Consider the following 18,220-nt stretch of genomic DNA (forward strand, 5'->3'; position numbering starts at 1 on the left):
CCCGCGTTAACCCGGGCGCAGACCGCACTGCTCCAGCAGTTCCTGCCAGTGCCGGGTGTGCCGCATCATGGCCTGGTCCAGCTCCCGCCAGAGGCTGGCTTCCGCATCGGCTGATAAATGGCGCTGGTACCAGTCCTGAAAGCTCGCCGGCATAACGGCAGTTTGCTGGTCCGCCAGCTCGGCCAGAGCCCCGATCAGCGAATCCCGGGCCCGGCTGACATCGCTCATGTAGGGCTGGATTTCACCAATGTACACATTGAAGAAGAAATTTCGGACGATTTCCGATTGATTATTCGGCCGGCCATTCAGACATAGTGGACGCTCATCAAGGCGCGCTTTCAGGGTCTCTGTTCCTGCATTGAGGGTTGCAATCAACAGCCGGGCGCTGTTGATCACCTGCCCGGCGCGAAACTCCGATTGCCAGCGTTGGTGCACTCCGCCAAGTGCATCGAGGGGAACATCGAGCTGCTGGACCGACAAATCCGATACGGCCTGGTTCAACTGGCCCAGATCCCGCACCAGATCAGACACCGGGTTTCCCTCCGCGGCCACAGGATAAAACCCTTTGGACAGGGTCAACAGGCGCTCAATCTCTTCCGTTCCCCAGGTGGCATTCCATATGGCCACCTGCAATGATGCCCGCTTGCTCTCGACCGCATCCTGAAGGGTTTTCTCCAGGCGCTCGTCGTCGATCTCTGCCATGCAGTCTTCCGCGGCTCGGATAAACCGGACCTCGTAACGCAGCCGGTTAAGAGGCTGCATCACCCGGCCCATCACCGAATTTCGCTCGCCAACCACATACTGAAGTTCACACCCGTACAGCGACAGAAAGTCCAGCATGCCCAGATCCAGCTCAGGCATATCAAGCACACGTTCGCGGCGACGGGGTACGGTGGAGGCAGGAGGAAGATCAGAGGGCACCGATACCGATGGCGTATCCAGTACCCGGCCCAGACGCTCCAGGTACTCTTCCATCATCGGCTCGGCTTCGGAGAACGGATTACAGCCGGCCAGAAACAAGGCACAAACACCCGGAATAAGCCATTTCAGACATGAATTACCGGGCATTCGACCACCTCCTAACGTTTACGCAGTAGCGCGTCTACCTCCGCAAAATCACGGGCAACAGGCCGGCCGGTATCCGGGAGTTCCCCATCACGCACCAGCCAGACGGTTTTCAGGCCCGCCTCTTCAGCCGCCGCAAGCTCGGCTTCCACGTCCGACAGGAACAGCACGGTCGCCGGCTCTACACCCAGCTCGGCAAGAATATTGCGGTAAGACTCTGCTTCTTTTTTGCCGCCCACACCGGTGTCGAAGTATCCGGAGAAAAACGGCGTAAAGTCGCCCTCGTTACTGAAACCAAAAATCAGTTTCTGGGCCTTCACGGAACCAGAGGAATATACGAACAGCCTTAGCCCCCGATCATGCCAGCGCTGAAGATAATCCGCCGCATCCGGGTATATATCGCCCTTCAGCTCTCCGCTGTGGTAGCCCTGCTCCCAGACCATACCCTGCAATGCCTTGAGCGGCCCCTCTTTGCGGTCCTCGCTTATCCAGGCCTGGAGGACATCAATCAGGCCTTCCACATCTTTGCTGTCGACACCACTTTTTTCGGCAACCAGGGCCAGCTGTTCAGCCACAGCCGGCGTGGTGTGATGGTTTGTGCGGATAAACTCCGGCAAGTGTTTACTGGCGTAGGGAAACAGCACATCGTGCACGAATGAGATCGAGCTGGTCGTGCCCTCTATATCGGTCAGAACTACCCGAATCATCCTGCCACTCCCGCAAGCCTTTCGTATCGGGGCAGTCGACTGGCAATATCCTCGCCAGTAAAACTCGCGACCCAGCCTTCGGGGTTGGTGAACAGGCGAATGCAGGTGAACTGCGGCTCTGGCCCCATATCAAACCAGTGGCGTGTGCCATCTGGCACACTGATCAAATCGTTCTGCTGGCACAGCAGGGCATACACCTGATCGCCAAAGTGCAGATAGAACAGGCCCTGGCCCCGCACGAAAAACCGCACTTCATCCTCGCTGTGGGTATGCTCGTCCAGAAACTTCTGGCGGAAGGCTTCCTTTTGCGGGTTGTCAGGGTTGAGGCTGACCACATCGGCGGTCTGGAACCCGCATTCCTGCTTCAGGTGCTCAACCTCGTCACTGTAGGCCTCCAAAATCTGCTCCTGGCTGGCATCTGCCGGCAGATCACGGGTTGGCCACTGTTCGAAACGCACCCCGTGGCGGGCGAGCGCATCACCGATAGCCCTTGGGTCGGTCATCACGGTGTGGGCCTCGTCCGGCTGGTTCTGGTGGAATATGCTCAGGGTAGTCATGGGCGGACCCTCATGGTTTCAAGTTCACATTCAAAGAGAAATTCGAAGGCTTCCACATGGCGCAGGCAATCCGCCATGGTCTTGCCCCAGGTGTAGAGGCCGTGGCCGCGAATCAGGTAACCCGGTTGTTCCGGGTGGGCCAGAAACCAGGCCCGGGTATCTTCGGCCAACGCTGGAATATCCTGGGTGTTGTCAAAAACCGGAATGCTCAGCGCACCCTCGTGGGTCTCAATACCGGAAAATGCTTTCTGCAGCTCGTAGCCTTCAAGCTCCAGCGACTGACCGGCAGGAATCAAACGGCTCAACACCGTGGCTTTTACGGAATGGGTGTGCAAGACGGCACCGGCCTCCGGGAACACCTGGTAAAGCACGGTATGCAAAAGGGTTTCTGCGGAAGATTTACACTGGCTTTGAACCGGCCGGCCGTCAAGATCAACCACCATGACGTCCGCCGTGGTCAGCTGCCCTTTGTGGCGGCCAGACACCGTAATGGCCACATGGTCACTGTCAATCCGCGCAGAATAATTGCTGCTGGTGGCGGGCGACCAGCCACGGCTGTACAGGAACTGGCCTGCGTCCACGATGGACTGGGCCGCTGTGGCGTATCGGGTTACATCAAACACACGCATTCTCCCGGTTGAAACGTGCCCTGCCGGGCACGCAATGGCCGCCATTATAGGACGGCCATCGCTCCCCGAAAACCGCTTTGGCTCAGACCGTCAATGGCAGTCGGCGCTGGCGCTTTCCGGTCAGGGCAAACAGGGCATTGCCCAGGGCGGGGATCACCGGGGGCACCCCTGGCTCACCGACGCCGGTCGGGTCTGCCTCGCTATCAACAATATCCACCACCACCTCAGGTGTCTGGTGCATCTGCATCAGGCGGTAGTCGTGGAAGTTGCTCTGCCGGATCTCGCCATTGTCGAAGTTGATCTCACCGTAGAGCGCGGCGGTCAGGCCAAAGAGGATGCCACCTTCGATCTGGTCTTCAACAATCCTGGGGTTAACCACCTGCCCGCAATCCACGCTGCAGACCACCTTGTACACCCGTATTTCACCGTTCTCGATTCCGGCTTCAACCACCTGGGCCACGTAGGTACCAAAGCTCTTGAACAAGGCGAGCCCCCGGGCCCGACCTTCCGGCGCTGCCTCGCCCCAGCCCGCTAGCCGGGCGGCGCGCTCAAGCACCTCGCGGTGGCGCGGCTCGGCATCCAGCATCTTCATGCGGAATTGCAGCGGGTCTTCGCCCGACTCATGGGCCAGCTCATCCATGAAGGTTTCCACCGCAAACCCGTTGTGGGAATAGCCCACCGAGCGCCACCAGGTAATGGGTACACCGGGATCGGTATGGGTATGGCGAACACTGACATTCGGCACCTGGTACGGGTATTCAATGGCCCCTTCAATGGCCGAAATATCTTTCGGTGTGGCAATGCCCTCGGCCATCAGCCCTACCCGCCCCAGGGTGTCGTAGAGGAACTTGGGCGCCCAGGGATACTGTGCGGGTGCGGCATTGCGCACGTACCAGTCCAGAACCTGCGGGCCGACGATCTGATGGTGCCAGCCGGTCAACTCACCGTCGTTCAGGCTGCCTTTCATCCGGTGCAACATGGCGGGGCGCAGGAAACCGTGGCGAGTATCTTCTTCCCGGGACCAGATCAACTTGACCGGAACCTTCAGTTGATAGGCCACAGCGGCAGCTTCTTCGATATAGTCCTGGGTGAGGCGACGGCCGAACCCGCCGCCAAGGAATGTGGTGTGAATAGTGATCTTGCCCGGTGACAGATCGGTATGACGGGCCGCCGCAATGCGCCCCAGGTCTGGCGCCTGGGTGGGTGCCCAGACATCCATTCCACCATCGCGATACCAGGCCGTGGCATTCATCGGCTCCATGGTGGCATGAGCCAGGTAGGGCTGCTCGTACTCGGCCTCTACCACCTGTTTTGCACGCTCGGCTGCCTTTTCTACATTTCCCTCACTGCGCTCTTTGACCCCGGGGTCTTTACTGGCAGCCTGTCGGTAACTGTCAAAAACAGCCTCTGTATTGGTGTCCAACGCGTCGGATAAGTCCCACTCTACCCGCAATTTCTGCTGGGCCTTTCTTGCCTGCCAGTAGCGCTGGGCAACCAGGGCAACGCCGCGTTCCGTGATAAATGCATCGGTCACACCTGGCATACCGATAACTTCATCCCGGTTGAAGCTGCTGGCCTTACCGCCATAGCGGGGGCTGCGGGTCATCACCGCATAGACCATGCCCGGAAGCTCAACATCCATACCGTAGACGGCAGTACCCGTCGCCTTGGCACGGGCATCCAGCTTGCCGCCCTTACGGCCGATGTACTTCCACTCAGAGCGGGGTTTGAGGGGCACGTTGCCCCGGATGACTTCCCGGTCCGCCAACTCAACCAGTTGACCGTAACGCAACGAATCAACTCCGTTGGGATGCACCACCCGGCCATCCTGTGTAGTGCACTGGTCCGCGTCTACTTCCCACACCCGGGCAGCCGCCATAATCAACATCTGCCGTGCTTGCGCGCCCGCTACCCTCAGTGGCACCCAGCTCGAGGCCAGGCTGGTGCTGCCACCGGTCAGCTGCAAACCAAACAAGGGGTTTCGGTATTCCGGCGCCACCGGGGCAAACTTGACTTTGATCCTGCCCGGCTCCACGTCCAGCTCTTCGGCCACCAGCGTGGTCAAACCGGTGTAGGTGCCCTGCCCCATTTCAACCCGGGCCAGGGTAAAGATGATCTCATCATCACGGGTCAATTCCAGCCAGATATCGGGCTTCCACTCACCGGTCTCGGGCTGGTAGCCGGTCTGGACAGAGGCACATCCCGGGACAGACACCGCCAGTATCAAGCTGCCTGAAGCACCCGTACTGACTTTCAGAAAATCACGACGATTCATGGTCATGTCAGGCGTCCTCCCCGGCGGGTTCGTACTGGCCAACCGAACCGGCGACCGTCTCAACGGCGGCCACAATGCGGGAATAGGTACCGCACCGGCACAGGTTTCCGGTCATGGCGGTCACAATGTCCTGACGAGATGGCGACGGATTGTTGTCCAGAAGGTGCGCTGCGGTCATGATCTGGCCCGACTGACAGTATCCGCACTGGGGAACGCCCTGATCAATCCAGGCCTGTTGCAACGGGTGCAACTGGCCACCTTCGGACAGCCCTTCAATCGTGGTTACAGAAGCACCGTCTACCGACGCCACCGGTGTTGAACAGGAGCGCGCTGGCTGACCATTAACATGAACCGTGCAAGCGCCGCACAAGCCGGCACCGCAACCAAACTTGGTGCCTTTGAGCCCAACTTCATCCCGAATCACCCACAACAGAGGCGTATCGGAATCAACATCAACTGTGTGCCTTTGGCCGTTAATCGTCAGGCTGAATGCCATGGGCCTTTCCTTTTATTATTTGCTGGAAGACGAATTCGTTCACTTGATCACTTCTTTGCCATCCTGGTCTACCCAGATCTTGCGATCACCGGTGTTCATTTTGCCATTGGAATCCCAGACTTCACGATCTTTGGTGGCACTCTCCACCTTGCCGTTGTCGTCCCAGATCACCCGGTCTTTGCAACCCGCCAGAGTGAACAGGCCGGCCATAACAATCACCACCAGAGAACCCTTTTTCATCATCAATAACCTCATCAGCTGTTTGAAATGCAGTACCGTGACTCGTTGATCACCGGCGGCCATGCAATTCCCGATTATTCTGTTTGTCCCGGTCGCTCTTGCGAACCATGACATAGACCGCGCCGGTTCCACCATGGTGTTTCTGGGCCGAGTGAAAGGCCAGTACGCTGTCCAGTTCCGGAAGCCACTTCGCCAGGTAGCTTTTCAACTGGGCAATGCCATCTGGGTTGCGCTCACCCTTACCGTGCAGAATGATGACTGAACGCAAGCCGTAGCGCACGCAATCGTTGATGAACGCAAATACCTCCCGGCGGGCCTCCTCGACGGTCATCCGGTGCAAATCCAGCCTGGCCTCGATCGGGTACTGACCCAGCCGAAGCTTGCGGAACACACCATGCTGAATACCGGGCCGCATCCAGCTAAGGACGTCATGGGCCGTCAGCGGCTCAACCATGTCAGAAGTCAGCGGGTTCAGGTCACGAACCGGCTTTTCAACGGCCGCTTTCTGCCGTTCCAGATGCCCGGGCGTCAGCTCCCTGGGGGTCGACACTTCGGCCCGATTGGGTTTCCGAATACGCCGGACATCCTTCATCTCTTCAAGAAACGCCAGGCGTTCATCTTTACTGGTCATGAGCTATCTGTTTCTGGATTGACGAATGTCAGAACTCTACCACCGTGCCGGGCTACCATAAAGAAAAGCCCTGAGACACGTTTCGACCAAAATCGTAGGGCATAACATGGCTCCGCTGAACTACACTGCAAGCTGACAACAATAACTACGGAACAGCGGCGAAGGCCGACCAACTCCGACCCACGACGGATTGCGATATGGCAGCAGCGAACCAGGACACATCCCGCCCCCAGAACACCCGAGCCATCATGACATTTCTGCGGGAACATGCACCTTTTTCCAGCATGGATGACACCCACCTGGCCCATTTTGCTGAACATGCCACCCTGAGGTTCTACGCCGATGAAGACGTGGTGCTCTCGCCGGATGACGGCGTAGTAAAGCGCTTTTACATCGTTAAACAAGGCCGTATTCGGGGCGAACGCCACAACGAAAAAGAGGATCGGGCAGAAACCACCTTCGAAATCAGCCAGGGCGAATGCTTCCCCCTCGCGGCCCTGATTGGCGAGCGCCCTACCCGCACCCTGCACCGGGCCTCGGGAGACACCTTCTGCCTGAGCATTGAACAAAAAGCGTTCATCACCCTGTTCTCCGAAAGCGAACCCTTCCGGGACTTCTGCCTGCGCGGCGTCAGCAGCCTGCTGGATCAGGTCAACCAGCGTATCCAGTCCAAGGCGATGGCCTCGATCGGGTCCAGCAACAGCCTGGATACCCCGCTTGAACGTTACGCCCTGCGCAATCCTATCGTTTGCTCGCCCGACCTGCCGGTGCGCAAGGCAGTGGCCCGCATGCATGAGAATAATGTGGGCAGCATCATTATTACGGATGACAACCGCCACCCCAAGGGCATATTCACGCTGCGCGATTTGCGCACCATGATTGCCGAGGAGCGAGGCCCCCTCGACACCCCTATCCGGCAGGTCATGACCGCCGATCCCTGCTGCTTGCCCTCAACGGCCGATGCCTTTGAAGCGGCCATGTTGATGGCCGAGCACCACTTTGCACATCTGTGCGTGATCGATGAGGAAAATCATCTGATTGGGGTGGTCTCCGAGCGGGACCTGTTCTCCCTCCAGCGCGTGGACCTGGTAAACCTGGCCCGAACTATCGGTACAGCCACCCACCTGCGCACGCTGGTGAGCCTGCGTACCGACGTTTCCCGCCTGGTGGATTCCATGCTGGCCCACGGCGCGGACTCCGGGCAGGTGGTCAAGATCATCACCACGCTCAACGATGTGACCGTTCGGCGGGTACTGGAACTGAACCTGAAGAAAAACGATCCCGGTATCCCTTTCACCTGGCTGACCTTTGGCAGCGAAGGCCGGCAGGAGCAAACACTGCTGACCGACCAGGACAACGGTATCCTGTTCGAGACGCCCGAGGGCATGACCGAGGACCAGGTTAGGGAAAAACTGCTGCCGTTCGCGCGCAAGGTGAATGATGAATTGGCCGAGTGTGGCTTTACCCTGTGTAAAGGCAACATCATGGCAAGCAACCCGAAACTGTGTCTGAGCGATCGGGAGTGGGATGACTGGTTCGTTCGGTTTATCGACGCCTCCACCCCCCAGAATCTGGTGTACTCATCCATCTTCCTGGATATGCGCTCAGTATTCGGGCCAACGGAGCCATTGCACCGATTGCTGGAGAAAGTTCTGGACAGGATTCGCAAGAACGCCCTGTTCCAGAAGATGCTGGCAGGCAATGCGCTGCAACGCAAACCACCGCTCACCATGTTCAGGAACTTTCGCTATCTGAATGACGAGAAAAAGCATTCCCTGGACCTGAAAAGACAAGGCCTGGCGCCGTTTGTCGAATCCGTCCGGGTGTTCGCCCTGGCCCACGGGGTGGAAGCTGCCAATACCCTGGAGCGAATGGACGCCCTGTCCCGCAAGGGGGTTTTTGACGCCAAAGATGCGAACGCGTGGAAAGAGGCGTACAGCCTGATCCAGGCCATCCGTATGCGTGCCCACCAGGAGATGCTGGACAGGGGCGAGGAACTGACCAACTACATTGATCCGGACGACCTGAACCCGCTGGATCGAAGGATTCTGAGGGAGTCTTTCCGCCAGGCCCAACGGCTCCAGCAGAAGCTGGAAGTCACTTACCAACTCTAGGTACCGGAAGCACCATGCTCGACTACATCAAGCAATGGCTGGCACAGCGAAGGGGCGGCGCCGTTGGCAACCACGATCCAGACAACCTGCCCACGCCGAAAACGGTGAGCGACCAGCCGCTGTCCCGGTGCCGCCTGATCGTACTGGACCTTGAGACCACCGGACTGAATGCCTCGAAAGATGAAGTTATCGCCATCGGCGCTGTGGCTATTGAGGGCGGGGTCATTCACCTGAATGATCAGTTTGATCTGATCCTGCGCCGACCGGAGCTCGATATCCGGGAAACCGTGCTGATCCATGGTATCGGGCCGGAGGCCCTGACCCAGGGCCACGAAACCGAAGATGCCCTGCTCTACCTGCTGGAGTGGATGAACGGCGACCCAATTCTTGCCTACCACTCCGCATTCGACCAGAAATTCCTCGAAAAAACCCTGAAAGCCCAGCTTGGCTACACCGTCCCCCACATCTGGATGGATGTTGCCGAGCTACTACCGGCGATATTCCCAAAAGCAGAAACCAGGGGGCGCAGCCTCGACCACTGGGCCGACTTCTTCAAACTCGAAGTCAGTGAACGGCATCACGCCGCTGCCGATGCCATGGTGACCGCAGAACTGACACTCATGGCCCTGAACCGGGCGCAAAAAAATGGCGTCAAGAACCTGAAAGAACTGGCGGAAAAGCTGCATTATCAGCGCCGTTTACAGAACATGCACCGCTACTGACAACCTGCTTCAGCACCTGATGTCCTTGACCGATTACAAGGCAAGTTACTGAGAGTTAGACCATTTGCCAATATCCATAATTCCATTGACCAGTAAAGTCGGAGGAGACAACAAGTCGGAGAAGTACTACATGAATAATAAATTCTCTATCCGCAACACCTCACAATTAACCCACCCAACCTCCACAACAACAATACAGGAGTGATGTGTATGTCAGGTCATAGCTACGACGCTGAAAATTACTGGAAGGCGAACCTGCGCCTGATATTCGGGAGCCTGATCATCTGGGCCCTGGTGTCTTATGGCTTCGCCATTCTGTTACGTCCCATGCTGGCGGGAATTCCGGTCGGTGGCACCGATCTCGGTTTCTGGTTCGCCCAGCAAGGCTCCATTCTTACCTTCATTGCCCTGATCTTTTTCTACGCCTGGCGTATGAACAAGATCGACGAGCAATTCGGCGTACATGAGGAGTAAGACACCATGAGCCAATTTGCAATCAACCTGCTTTTCGTCGGGGGTTCCTTCCTCCTGTATATCCTGATCGCTGTGTGGGCGAAAGCCGGCAGCACCAGCGATTTCTACGTTGCCGGCGGCGGCGTTCACCCGGTCACCAACGGTATGGCGATCGGTGCCGACTGGATGTCTGCAGCGTCCTTCATTTCCATGGCGGGCCTTATCGCCGCCGGTGGTTATGCAAACTCCACGTTCCTGATGGGCTGGACCGGCGGCTACGTTCTGCTGGCCATGCTGCTGGCTCCTTACCTGCGTAAGTTCGGCAAGTTCACGGTTCCCGAGTTCATTGGTGACCGCTACTACAGCGCCAACGCACGTCTGGTCGCCGTTATCTGTCTGATCGTTGCCTCCGTCACCTACGTTATCGGCCAGATGGCCGGTGCTGGTGTTGCCTTCTCCCGCTTCCTGGAAGTAGACGCCACCAACGGCCTGATGATCGCAGCGGTTGTGGTGTTCATCTACGCCGTACTCGGTGGCATGAAAGGCATCACCTACACCCAGGTGGCCCAGTACTGCGTTCTGATCATCGCCTACACCATTCCGGCGGTGTTCATTTCCCTGCAACTGACCGGCAACCCGATCCCGATGTTCGGTATGTTCTCAACCCATACTGAATCCGGTCTGCCATTGCTTGAAAAACTGAACATGGTGGTCACCGACCTTGGCTTCCGGGAATACACGGCAGACATCGACAACAAACTGAACATGGTTCTGTTTACCCTGTCCCTGATGATCGGTACCGCTGGCCTGCCCCACGTTATCATCCGTTTCTTCACCGTTCCCAAGGTTGCGGACGCTCGTTGGTCCGGCGGCTGGGCCCTGGTCTTCATCGCCCTGCTGTACCTGACTGCTCCGGCTGTTGCTTCCATGGCGCGCCTGAACCTGATGACCACTATCTACCCGGAAGGCACCGCAGCCCAGCCCATCGAATATGATGCGCGTCCTGGCTGGATTGCTACCTGGGAAGAAACCGGTCTGATCAAGTTCGAGGACAAGAACAACGACGGCCGCATCCAGGTGTATAACGACGGCAATGCCGATTTCGCAGCCACCGCAGCTGAGAGGGGCTGGGAAGGCAACGAGCTGTCCGTTAACAACGACATCCTGGTACTGGCCAACCCGGAAATCGCCAACCTGCCCGGCTGGGTTATTGGTCTGATTGCTGCCGGCGGTCTGGCTGCGGCTCTGTCAACGGCGGCAGGTCTGTTGCTGGCTATTTCCTCGGCGGTGAGCCACGACCTGATCAAAGGCCGAATCAACCCCAACATCACCGATAAGGGCGAACTGTTGGCGGCACGGATCTCCATGGCCGTTGCCATCGTCGTTGCCACCTGGTTGGGCGCCAACCCGCCCGGGTTCGCGGCACAGGTGGTCGCTCTGGCCTTTGGTATCGCTGCTGCCTCCCTGTTCCCGGCGCTGATGATGGGGATTTTCTCCAAGCGCGTAAACAACGTAGGCGCTACCCTGGGTATGTTGGCCGGTCTGATCTTCACCCTGGTCTACATCTTCATCTACAAGGGCTGGTTCTTCATTCCGGGAACCAACAACCTGCCGGATACCGCCGAGTTCTGGGTACTGGGTATTTCCCCGCTGTCCATCGGTGCGGTTGGTGCTCTGGTCAACTTTGCGGTAGCCTTCGGGGTATCGAAAGTGACCGCCGAGCCGCCTGTTGAAATCCAGGAGCTGGTTGAAAGCGTCCGTTACCCACGCGGTGCCGGTAGCGCTCAAGACCACTAAGCTGAAAGACAGCCTGATTCATTGAAACTAATGACGGGTTGAGACCGAACGGGCTTCCTCACTGAGGGAGCCCGTTCTTTTTTGAGTTAAGGAATCCAATCCTATGTTCTGGACTTTTGTTGCCACTATTGTTTGCGGTCTCGGAGCTGCGGGCATCGCCATGGGCATCCGCGCCGCCACCGCAAAGCGTGCACCCCGATGGATCATTCCGGTGTTTGCAGGTGCCGGCATGCTCGGCTACCTTGTTTATGGCGAATATACTTGGTATGACCACAAGCGATCATTACTCCCTGAAGAAGCGGTTGTCGTGGCGACTGAGCAGGAGAAGATTTTCTTCCGCCCCTGGACCTTCGTATTTCCCTATGTCACCGCCTTCTCCACCGTCGACACGAGTGATTTCCGCCGGGATACCAGCGACGATGATATTGTTCGCTTCACCCTCTACCGTTTTGAGCAAACCGTGACAGACGCGGTATCACACCGGGCTCACCTGATCCATTGCCAGAGCCGGGAGCTGGCCCCCCTTGGTTCAGATGGCGTGCCACGAGTGGACAATATGAAGTTGCTGACCGCAAACGATCCTCTTTACAGAACCGTGTGCGGTAACTGACATCGGATAACCGGATAACAACAAAGCATGATTAGCGCCTGGCTGCTGATAGTTATATCCATTAGCTACATTTCCCTGTTGTTCGTCATTGCCTGGGCGGGTGACCGACACCCGGGATTGTATCGACGCAGGCTGGCGCGAACCCACATCTACGCTCTATCACTGGCGGTCTACTTTACCTCCTGGACATTCTACGGTGCCGTCGGGCGAGCCACCCAGGAAGGCTTTGCCTTTCTTCCCATCTACCTGGGGCCGCTACTGGTATTCCTGTTCTTTGCACCGCTCTTGCGGCGCATTATTTACATCAGTAAACGCAACAACAGCACCTCCATTGCCGACTTTATCGCCTCCCGTTACGGCAAGTCTCAGGTGCTGGCGGCCATGGTGGCGATCTTTGCCCTGATTGGCAGCGTTCCCTATATTGCCCTGCAGCTCAAAGCCATTGCGCTGGGCTTTAACGTATTGACCGAGGGGGGAATCGGCTACCAGGAACTGAGCACAGCTGCCTGGAATGACTCCGCCTGGTACATCACCCTGGCCCTGGCAGTCTTTACCGTGTTATTCGGCACCCGACACCTTGAATCAACCGAGCATCATCGAGGCATGATCCAGGCGGTCGCCTTTGAATCACTGATCAAACTGGTGGCCTTCATCGCCGTTGGCCTGTTTGTTGGTTACGGGCTTTATAATGGTTTTGGCGACCTGTTCAGCCGGGTGAAACAGGCCGACCTGGTGGGCACCCTGACCACCAGTTCCCTTGAGACACCTGCGTTCCTGACTCAAACCCTGATCGCCATGCTGGCGATTGTCTGCCTTCCCCGCCAGTTTCACGTCATGGTCGTGGAAAATGCTGATCACCGTGATTTTGAGACAGCGCGATGGGCCATGCCGATTTACCTGGTCATTGCCAGCGCCTTTGTACTGCCCATTGCAGCTGCTGGACTACTGAACTCCGATCTCGCCGGCGGTGATCCCGACATCATCATCCTGCAACTGCCCATCGTGGCGGGTGAGCAATGGCTGGCCGTGCTAGCCTTTCTCGGCGGCGGCTCAGCCGCAGCGGCCATGGTTATTGTCTGTTCTGTGGCCATTGCCACCATGGTCAGCAACGAAATCATCATGCCCGGGCTGTTGCGTTTTTTCCGGCCCGGCATGAACCGCAGGACAGACCTGAGCTTCCTTTTGCTCACCATTCGCCGGGTAGCCATCTTTGTCGTGCTGTTTACCGCTTACGGTTTTTACCGGATGGCGGGCGCAGATTACAGCCTCACCGCTTTCGGCCTGCTGTCCTTTGCCGCCGCCGCCCAGTTTGGGCCAGCCCTGGTGGGCGGCATCATCTGGCGGCGCGGGAATTTTACCGGGGCCGCCTGGGGCCTCGGCCTTGGCTTCCTGATGTGGTGCTACACCCTGCTGTTACCAGCCCTGGTGTCCACCGGCTGGATTGCCGACACGCTGATCGAACAGGGGCTGTTTGGCCTGAACTGGACCCGCCCGACTGCCCTGTTCGGCTCTGAGCTGGACCAGATCAGCCACGGCATTATCTGGAGCCTCGGCATTAACACCGGCACCTACATCCTGCTGTCACTGGTAACCCGGCAGCGCATCCGCGAACGGATCCAGATTGCCGCCTTCTTCCATGAATCCCAGCCAAAACCGGAAAGCGCACAACATCAGAGCTGGCAGGGCGAGGTCCTGACCTCCGATCTCCAGGCCCTGACCGATCGATTCATGGGTGAGGAACGCTCCGAGAGCGTCTTCCGCAATTACGAGCGCCGCAACGCCATCAGGCTGTACCCGCACCGGCCCGCCTCTACCCACCTGATGAAATACATCGAGCGCCAACTGGCCTCGGTTATTGGTGCGTCTACCGCCCGTGTCGTCCTGGAGTCCACCCTGACCGGGCGGGATATGCAGATCGAGGATGTGGTCAGCATCGTAGATGAAGCGTCCCAGGCCATGACCTTCAGCCGCGAGCTGCTGCAATCTGCGATCGAAAACATCAGCCTGGGTGTATCGGTGGTCAATCATCAACAGCAGTTGGTGGTTTGGAACCATCGCTACCTGGAGCTGTTCAATTACCCCAAAGGATTCGTCCGGGTTGGCCGGCCGGTGGAAGACCTGATGCGTTACAACCTGACCAACGCCAACCTGTCAGCCAGGCGCATAGATGACATCATCGATAACCGCTGCAACAGCATGCGCGAAGGCAAACCCATGTCATACGAACGCCAGCGCCCGGACGGCACCGTTGTCCGGGTGGATGGTAGCCCCATCCCCGGGGGTGGCTATGTCACCACGTTCCAGGACATTACAGCCATGCGTCGCACCGAGCAGGCCCTGAAGGAGACCAATATCTACCTGGAGCAACGGGTACGGGAACGTACTCAGGAACTGCAGGTGATTAACGAACAGATGCTGAAAGCAAAATCGGTCGCGGAACAGGCCAACCAGAGCAAGACCCGGTTTCTTGCCTCGGCCAGCCACGACCTGCTTCAACCATTGAATGCGGCACGACTATTCACCTCCGCCCTGTCAGGCAAGGTTATTGAGGGTGATACCCGTGAACTGGTTGAGCACATCGACAGCTCACTTGGCGCGGCTGAAGAGATCATCAGCACCTTGCTCGATATCTCCAAGCTGGACGCCGGGGCACTGGAGCCGGATATCGGCGTGTTCCCGGTCAACGAACTGCTCCGCCACCTGGCAACGGAATTCTCTGCTATCGCCAAAGATCAGGAGCTGGACCTGCATGTTGTTCCCAGCAGCGCCTGGGTACGATCAGACGTCAAGTTGCTACGCCGGGTAGTCCAGAACTTCCTGTCCAACGCCATTCGCTACACGGCCAGTGGCAAGATACTGATGGGCTGCCGTCGGCTCAAAGGCTACCTGCGCATTGAGGTCTGGGACACCGGCCCAGGAATGTCCGAAGACCAGCTCACCCATGTTTTCGAGGAGTTCCGGCGCTTCCAGCATGGCCGTGACAAGAAGGGGCTGGGTCTTGGCCTGGCCATTGTGGACCGCATCAGCGGCATGCTGAACCACCCGGTCACCGTGCACTCAGTTCAGGGCAAAGGGAGCGTTTTCGGTATCACCGTACCACTTGCGCCACCAGACCTGAGCCGCGCCGAATCCAATAAGCCCGGCGCCAGCACAAGGCGGGTATCCAGTCTCGGAGGTTTGCATGTTCTGTGTATCGATAACGATCCGGCCATACTGCAAGGTATGGTCGCGTTACTGGGCAACTGGCAGTGTGATGTGACTGCGGCCGAAAGCCTGGAAGATGCCCTGGAAAAACTGGCAGACCGCTTACCGGATATTATACTTGCCGATTATCAGCTGGATGATAACCGCAATGGGCTGGATGCCATGGACAGCATAAGAGACAAACTAGGCCATGGCATACCGGGTATTCTGATTACCGGTTATATGGCGCCAGAGGTACGCGAAGACGCCGGAAACCGCGGCTATCAGGTTCTCTACAAGCCGGTTAAACCGGCGGCACTGAGAGCGCTCGTCAACAAATTACTTAAACAGAAGCGCGCATGAACCAGACCGACAGGAAAGACGCGATCAACCCCTTTGGAAAACTCAACTTCCTGGTGGTTGATGATTTCGAGAACTTCCGTCTATCGATGCGCCAGATGCTCAGAAGCTGTGGCGCAGACAAAATCGAGCTGGTGGCCCACGCCACCCCGGCAATCCAGTACTGCACCTACAACCACGTAGATGTTGTCCTGTGTGATTACAACCTGGGGGAAGGCAAGAACGGCCAGCATATTCTTGAGGAGCTCCGACACAAGAAGCTTCTGAGCCGCTCCTCCCTGTTCTTGATGGTGACCGCCGAAACGTCCAAAGAGATGGTCATGGGCGCCCGTGAATACCAACCGGATGCTTACCTGACCAAGCCGTTGAACCGCGCCATGCTGGAGAAGCGCCTTGGCGCCCTGGTTCAGCAACGTAGTGCCTTGCTACCGATTACCCGTGAAATGGATCGGGAGAACTACCCTGAGGCCATTTCACAATGCCTACAGCTTCTGCCCAAACAACCAAGGTACAAAACCTGGCTAATGAAAACCCTGGGCGAACTGTATTTCATCGTCGGCGATCTGTCACACGCCCTGAAAGTGTATGACGAGGTACTCGCGCAGCGGGAGCTTTCCTGGGCCCGACTGGGCCGTTGCAAAGTATTGCTGGGTAACAGAAACTTTGACGACTCTGTGGAAGGCCTGAAAGCCCTGATCGCCAAACACCCCGATTACATGGAAGCTTACGACCTGTTGGCCGAAGGACTGGAAAAGCAGGGTAAAGCAGTGCAAGCCCAGCAGATCCTGGAAAAAGCCGCAGAGCACTCACCAAACGCCCTGCTACGCCAGAAACACCTGGCGCTGCTGGCCAGTACCAACCAGGACATAGACACCGCCTCACAGGCCTGGCGGCAGACTGTGACACTGGGAACCTATTCGATTCACGATAACTCTGAACACTACCTGTCGCTGGCCCAAAGCCTCTCCGACCTCAGTGAAGGACACCCGGAAGCCGAAGGTGCGGAACATGCGGCAGAAGCCCTGAATGTGCTGGCGAAGATGGAAAAGCGTTTCGCCGACGACGACAGCATCGGTTTGAAAAGTCGTATTGTGCAATGCCGTGTTCACGCCGGACAGGGCAACCAGAAAGCTGCAGAAAAGCTGCTGGGCGACTTACAGACAGAATTGGAAACACTGGAAGACATCCCGGCAGATCTAGGTCTCGACTATGCCAAGACCCTGTTCAGGTTGGGACATGATGAAGACGCCAAGTCGTTGCTGTCGGATCTGGCGGCCCGTTACGGTGACAACCCGGAAACTCTGCAGAAAATTGAAAACCTTCTCGATGAACCCGTTGGCTTCCGCCAGAAAATAGAAGCCCGGGGATACAACCGAGATGGAATCAAAGCATTTGAATCCGGCGATCTGGACGGCGCGGTCGAGGCTTTCAACCGAGCCCTGGCGATCGTTCCGGATCATGCCGCTCTGAATCTCAACCTGATTCAGGTGTTACTGCGAAAGTATGATCAGGCTCCGGAAGATCATAGCCTGCTCACTACCTGCCAGGAATGCCTCAGGCGGCTCGAAGGCCTGCCTGAACAACACAGACAGCACCGCCGTTACAGCGCACTGGCCAGAAAACTGAAAGGACTGACTGCATGACTGACCACAACATCGACTTTTCAATGGTACTGGCTTCAGCCGTGCATGACATGAAAAACTCCCTCGGCATGCTGCTGAACACCCTTGATGAACTCCGTACCGAACATGAAGAGTCGCTGTCGGGCTCCAGCAAGTTCAATATGCTGCAGTACGAGGCCGAGCGTATGCACAATGACCTTGTTCAGTTGCTGGGTATCTATCGGCTGGGTGAGAACAATCTGTCAGCCCACATTGATGAACACTTTGTACCGGATTTTCTCTCCGAGCATATGGCACGACACGTCCCCCTGCTTGATGGCCTGGGCATCGATTACGCCATTGAAGCCGATGACATCAATGGTTTCTTCGATGACGATCTGCTTACCGGGGTGCTTAACAACACCATCAATAACGCCATCCGCTATACCAAAACCAAAATCCGCCTGACCGCCCGGGAACAGGATGGCTATCTGGTGCTTGGTGTGGAAGATGACGGCACAGGCTATCCGGAGAGCATGCAACATACCGGAACGCTCAGCTTCAAATCCCTCGACTTCAACAGCGGCAGCACAAGCCTCGGTCTTTTCTTCGCGTCTTCCGTGGCTAAGCTGCATACGGAAGGCGACCGCACCGGTTCAATAACGCTGCACAACGGCGGGAAATATGGTGGAGGGGTGTTTGAAATCTGGCTGCCCTGAACGTGCCTTCCTAGAAAAATCAAATGAGCGTCGCAAAACAGACTCTCTGGCGCCCTCTCCC

The 18,220-nt window shown here is 57.4% G+C and carries 16 protein-coding genes; 8 read left to right on the forward strand and 8 right to left on the reverse strand.

Annotated elements, in window-relative coordinates; translation table 11 throughout:
- Positions 1-6 precede the first annotated feature (6 nt).
- From FIV08_RS11680 to smrA, 8 genes are all read right to left on the reverse strand, one after another.
- On the reverse strand, positions 7-1,068 hold the full coding sequence (locus FIV08_RS11680; RefSeq protein ID WP_152438422.1) for a DUF3080 domain-containing protein: 1,062 nt from the start codon (positions 1,066-1,068) through the stop codon (positions 7-9).
- Between the two features lie 11 nt (positions 1,069-1,079).
- Complete coding sequence (gene mtnC, locus FIV08_RS11685) at positions 1,080-1,772, reverse strand: acireductone synthase (protein WP_152438423.1); 693 nt, start codon at positions 1,770-1,772, stop codon at positions 1,080-1,082.
- Positions 1,769-2,329: a 1,2-dihydroxy-3-keto-5-methylthiopentene dioxygenase gene (locus tag FIV08_RS11690; RefSeq protein WP_152438424.1), complete on the reverse strand. Its 561-nt coding sequence runs from the start codon at positions 2,327-2,329 to the stop codon at positions 1,769-1,771. Before FIV08_RS11690 ends, mtnC begins: the two co-directional genes overlap by 4 nt.
- Positions 2,326-2,952: a methylthioribulose 1-phosphate dehydratase gene (locus tag FIV08_RS11695; protein WP_152438425.1), complete on the reverse strand. Its 627-nt coding sequence runs from the start codon at positions 2,950-2,952 to the stop codon at positions 2,326-2,328. The genes FIV08_RS11690 and FIV08_RS11695 overlap by 4 nt, the downstream gene beginning before the upstream one ends.
- An 88-nt stretch (positions 2,953-3,040) precedes the next feature.
- A complete protein-coding gene (locus tag FIV08_RS11700) occupies positions 3,041-5,239 on the reverse strand; it encodes a xanthine dehydrogenase family protein molybdopterin-binding subunit (RefSeq protein WP_152438426.1) in 2,199 nt (732 codons plus the stop codon).
- A 1-nt stretch (position 5,240) separates the two neighbouring features.
- Positions 5,241-5,729 carry a (2Fe-2S)-binding protein gene (locus FIV08_RS11705; protein ID WP_152438427.1) on the reverse strand — a complete coding sequence of 163 codons (489 nt, stop codon included), beginning with the start codon at positions 5,727-5,729 and terminating at the stop codon, positions 5,241-5,243.
- Positions 5,730-5,768: 39 nt separating this feature from the next.
- Complete coding sequence (locus FIV08_RS11710) at positions 5,769-6,032, reverse strand: hypothetical protein (RefSeq protein ID WP_152438428.1); 264 nt, start codon at positions 6,030-6,032, stop codon at positions 5,769-5,771.
- Entirely contained in the window at positions 6,019-6,600 is a 582-nt protein-coding gene (gene smrA / locus FIV08_RS11715; protein ID WP_061332649.1) for a DNA endonuclease SmrA, read from the reverse strand. Before smrA ends, FIV08_RS11710 begins: the two co-directional genes overlap by 14 nt.
- A gap of 197 nt (positions 6,601-6,797) precedes the next feature.
- Here smrA and FIV08_RS11720 point away from each other — a divergent pair, with 197 nt between their 5' ends.
- The 8 genes from FIV08_RS11720 to FIV08_RS11755 all read left to right on the forward strand — a co-directional run bounded on the left by FIV08_RS11720 (position 6,798) and on the right by FIV08_RS11755 (position 18,159).
- Complete coding sequence (locus FIV08_RS11720; RefSeq protein ID WP_152438429.1) at positions 6,798-8,714, forward strand: putative nucleotidyltransferase substrate binding domain-containing protein; 1,917 nt, start codon at positions 6,798-6,800, stop codon at positions 8,712-8,714.
- A 14-nt stretch (positions 8,715-8,728) separates the two neighbouring features.
- A complete protein-coding gene (locus tag FIV08_RS11725; protein WP_152438430.1) occupies positions 8,729-9,436 on the forward strand; it encodes a PolC-type DNA polymerase III in 708 nt (235 codons plus the stop codon).
- A gap of 210 nt (positions 9,437-9,646) precedes the next feature.
- Entirely contained in the window at positions 9,647-9,910 is a 264-nt protein-coding gene (locus FIV08_RS11730) for a DUF4212 domain-containing protein (RefSeq protein ID WP_058090360.1), read from the forward strand.
- A gap of 6 nt (positions 9,911-9,916) precedes the next feature.
- A complete protein-coding gene (locus tag FIV08_RS11735) occupies positions 9,917-11,686 on the forward strand; it encodes a sodium:solute symporter family protein (protein WP_152438431.1) in 1,770 nt (589 codons plus the stop codon).
- 103 nt (positions 11,687-11,789) lie between these two features.
- Positions 11,790-12,296 carry a hypothetical protein gene (locus FIV08_RS11740; protein ID WP_152438432.1) on the forward strand — a complete coding sequence of 169 codons (507 nt, stop codon included), beginning with the start codon at positions 11,790-11,792 and terminating at the stop codon, positions 12,294-12,296.
- Between the two features lie 27 nt (positions 12,297-12,323).
- Positions 12,324-15,842 (forward strand): PAS domain-containing hybrid sensor histidine kinase/response regulator, encoded by a 3,519-nt coding sequence (locus tag FIV08_RS11745; protein ID WP_152438433.1) that lies wholly within the window; start codon positions 12,324-12,326, stop codon positions 15,840-15,842.
- Positions 15,839-17,482, forward strand: a complete 1,644-nt coding sequence (locus FIV08_RS11750) for a response regulator (RefSeq protein WP_152438434.1) — start codon at positions 15,839-15,841, stop codon at positions 17,480-17,482. The genes FIV08_RS11745 and FIV08_RS11750 overlap by 4 nt, the downstream gene beginning before the upstream one ends.
- A complete protein-coding gene (locus FIV08_RS11755; RefSeq protein WP_072677002.1) occupies positions 17,479-18,159 on the forward strand; it encodes a sensor histidine kinase in 681 nt (226 codons plus the stop codon). The genes FIV08_RS11750 and FIV08_RS11755 overlap by 4 nt, the downstream gene beginning before the upstream one ends.
- The last annotated feature ends 61 nt before the right edge of the window (positions 18,160-18,220 follow it).

This window comes from Marinobacter sp. THAF197a, from assembly GCF_009363275.1.
GTDB lineage: Bacteria > Pseudomonadota > Gammaproteobacteria > Pseudomonadales > Oleiphilaceae > Marinobacter.

Excerpts from the sequence above, each read along its gene's own strand:
- FIV08_RS11680 (WP_152438422.1), bottom strand. The coding sequence starts at position 1,068 with ATGCCCGGTAATTCATGTCTGAAATGGCTTATTCCGGGTGTTTGTGCC.
- mtnC (WP_152438423.1), bottom strand. The coding sequence starts at position 1,772 with ATGATTCGGGTAGTTCTGACCGATATAGAGGGCACGACCAGCTCGATC.
- FIV08_RS11690 (WP_152438424.1), bottom strand. The coding sequence starts at position 2,329 with ATGACTACCCTGAGCATATTCCACCAGAACCAGCCGGACGAGGCCCAC.
- FIV08_RS11700 (WP_152438426.1), bottom strand. The coding sequence starts at position 5,239 with ATGACCATGAATCGTCGTGATTTTCTGAAAGTCAGTACGGGTGCTTCA.
- FIV08_RS11705 (WP_152438427.1), bottom strand. The coding sequence starts at position 5,729 with ATGGCATTCAGCCTGACGATTAACGGCCAAAGGCACACAGTTGATGTT.
- FIV08_RS11710 (WP_152438428.1), bottom strand. The coding sequence starts at position 6,032 with ATGGCCGCCGGTGATCAACGAGTCACGGTACTGCATTTCAAACAGCTG.
- smrA (WP_061332649.1), bottom strand. The coding sequence starts at position 6,600 with ATGACCAGTAAAGATGAACGCCTGGCGTTTCTTGAAGAGATGAAGGAT.
- FIV08_RS11720 (WP_152438429.1), top strand. The coding sequence starts at position 6,798 with ATGGCAGCAGCGAACCAGGACACATCCCGCCCCCAGAACACCCGAGCC.
- FIV08_RS11725 (WP_152438430.1), top strand. The coding sequence starts at position 8,729 with ATGCTCGACTACATCAAGCAATGGCTGGCACAGCGAAGGGGCGGCGCC.
- FIV08_RS11730 (WP_058090360.1), top strand. The coding sequence starts at position 9,647 with ATGTCAGGTCATAGCTACGACGCTGAAAATTACTGGAAGGCGAACCTG.
- FIV08_RS11735 (WP_152438431.1), top strand. The coding sequence starts at position 9,917 with ATGAGCCAATTTGCAATCAACCTGCTTTTCGTCGGGGGTTCCTTCCTC.
- FIV08_RS11740 (WP_152438432.1), top strand. The coding sequence starts at position 11,790 with ATGTTCTGGACTTTTGTTGCCACTATTGTTTGCGGTCTCGGAGCTGCG.
- FIV08_RS11745 (WP_152438433.1), top strand. The coding sequence starts at position 12,324 with ATGATTAGCGCCTGGCTGCTGATAGTTATATCCATTAGCTACATTTCC.
- FIV08_RS11750 (WP_152438434.1), top strand. The coding sequence starts at position 15,839 with ATGAACCAGACCGACAGGAAAGACGCGATCAACCCCTTTGGAAAACTC.
- FIV08_RS11755 (WP_072677002.1), top strand. The coding sequence starts at position 17,479 with ATGACTGACCACAACATCGACTTTTCAATGGTACTGGCTTCAGCCGTG.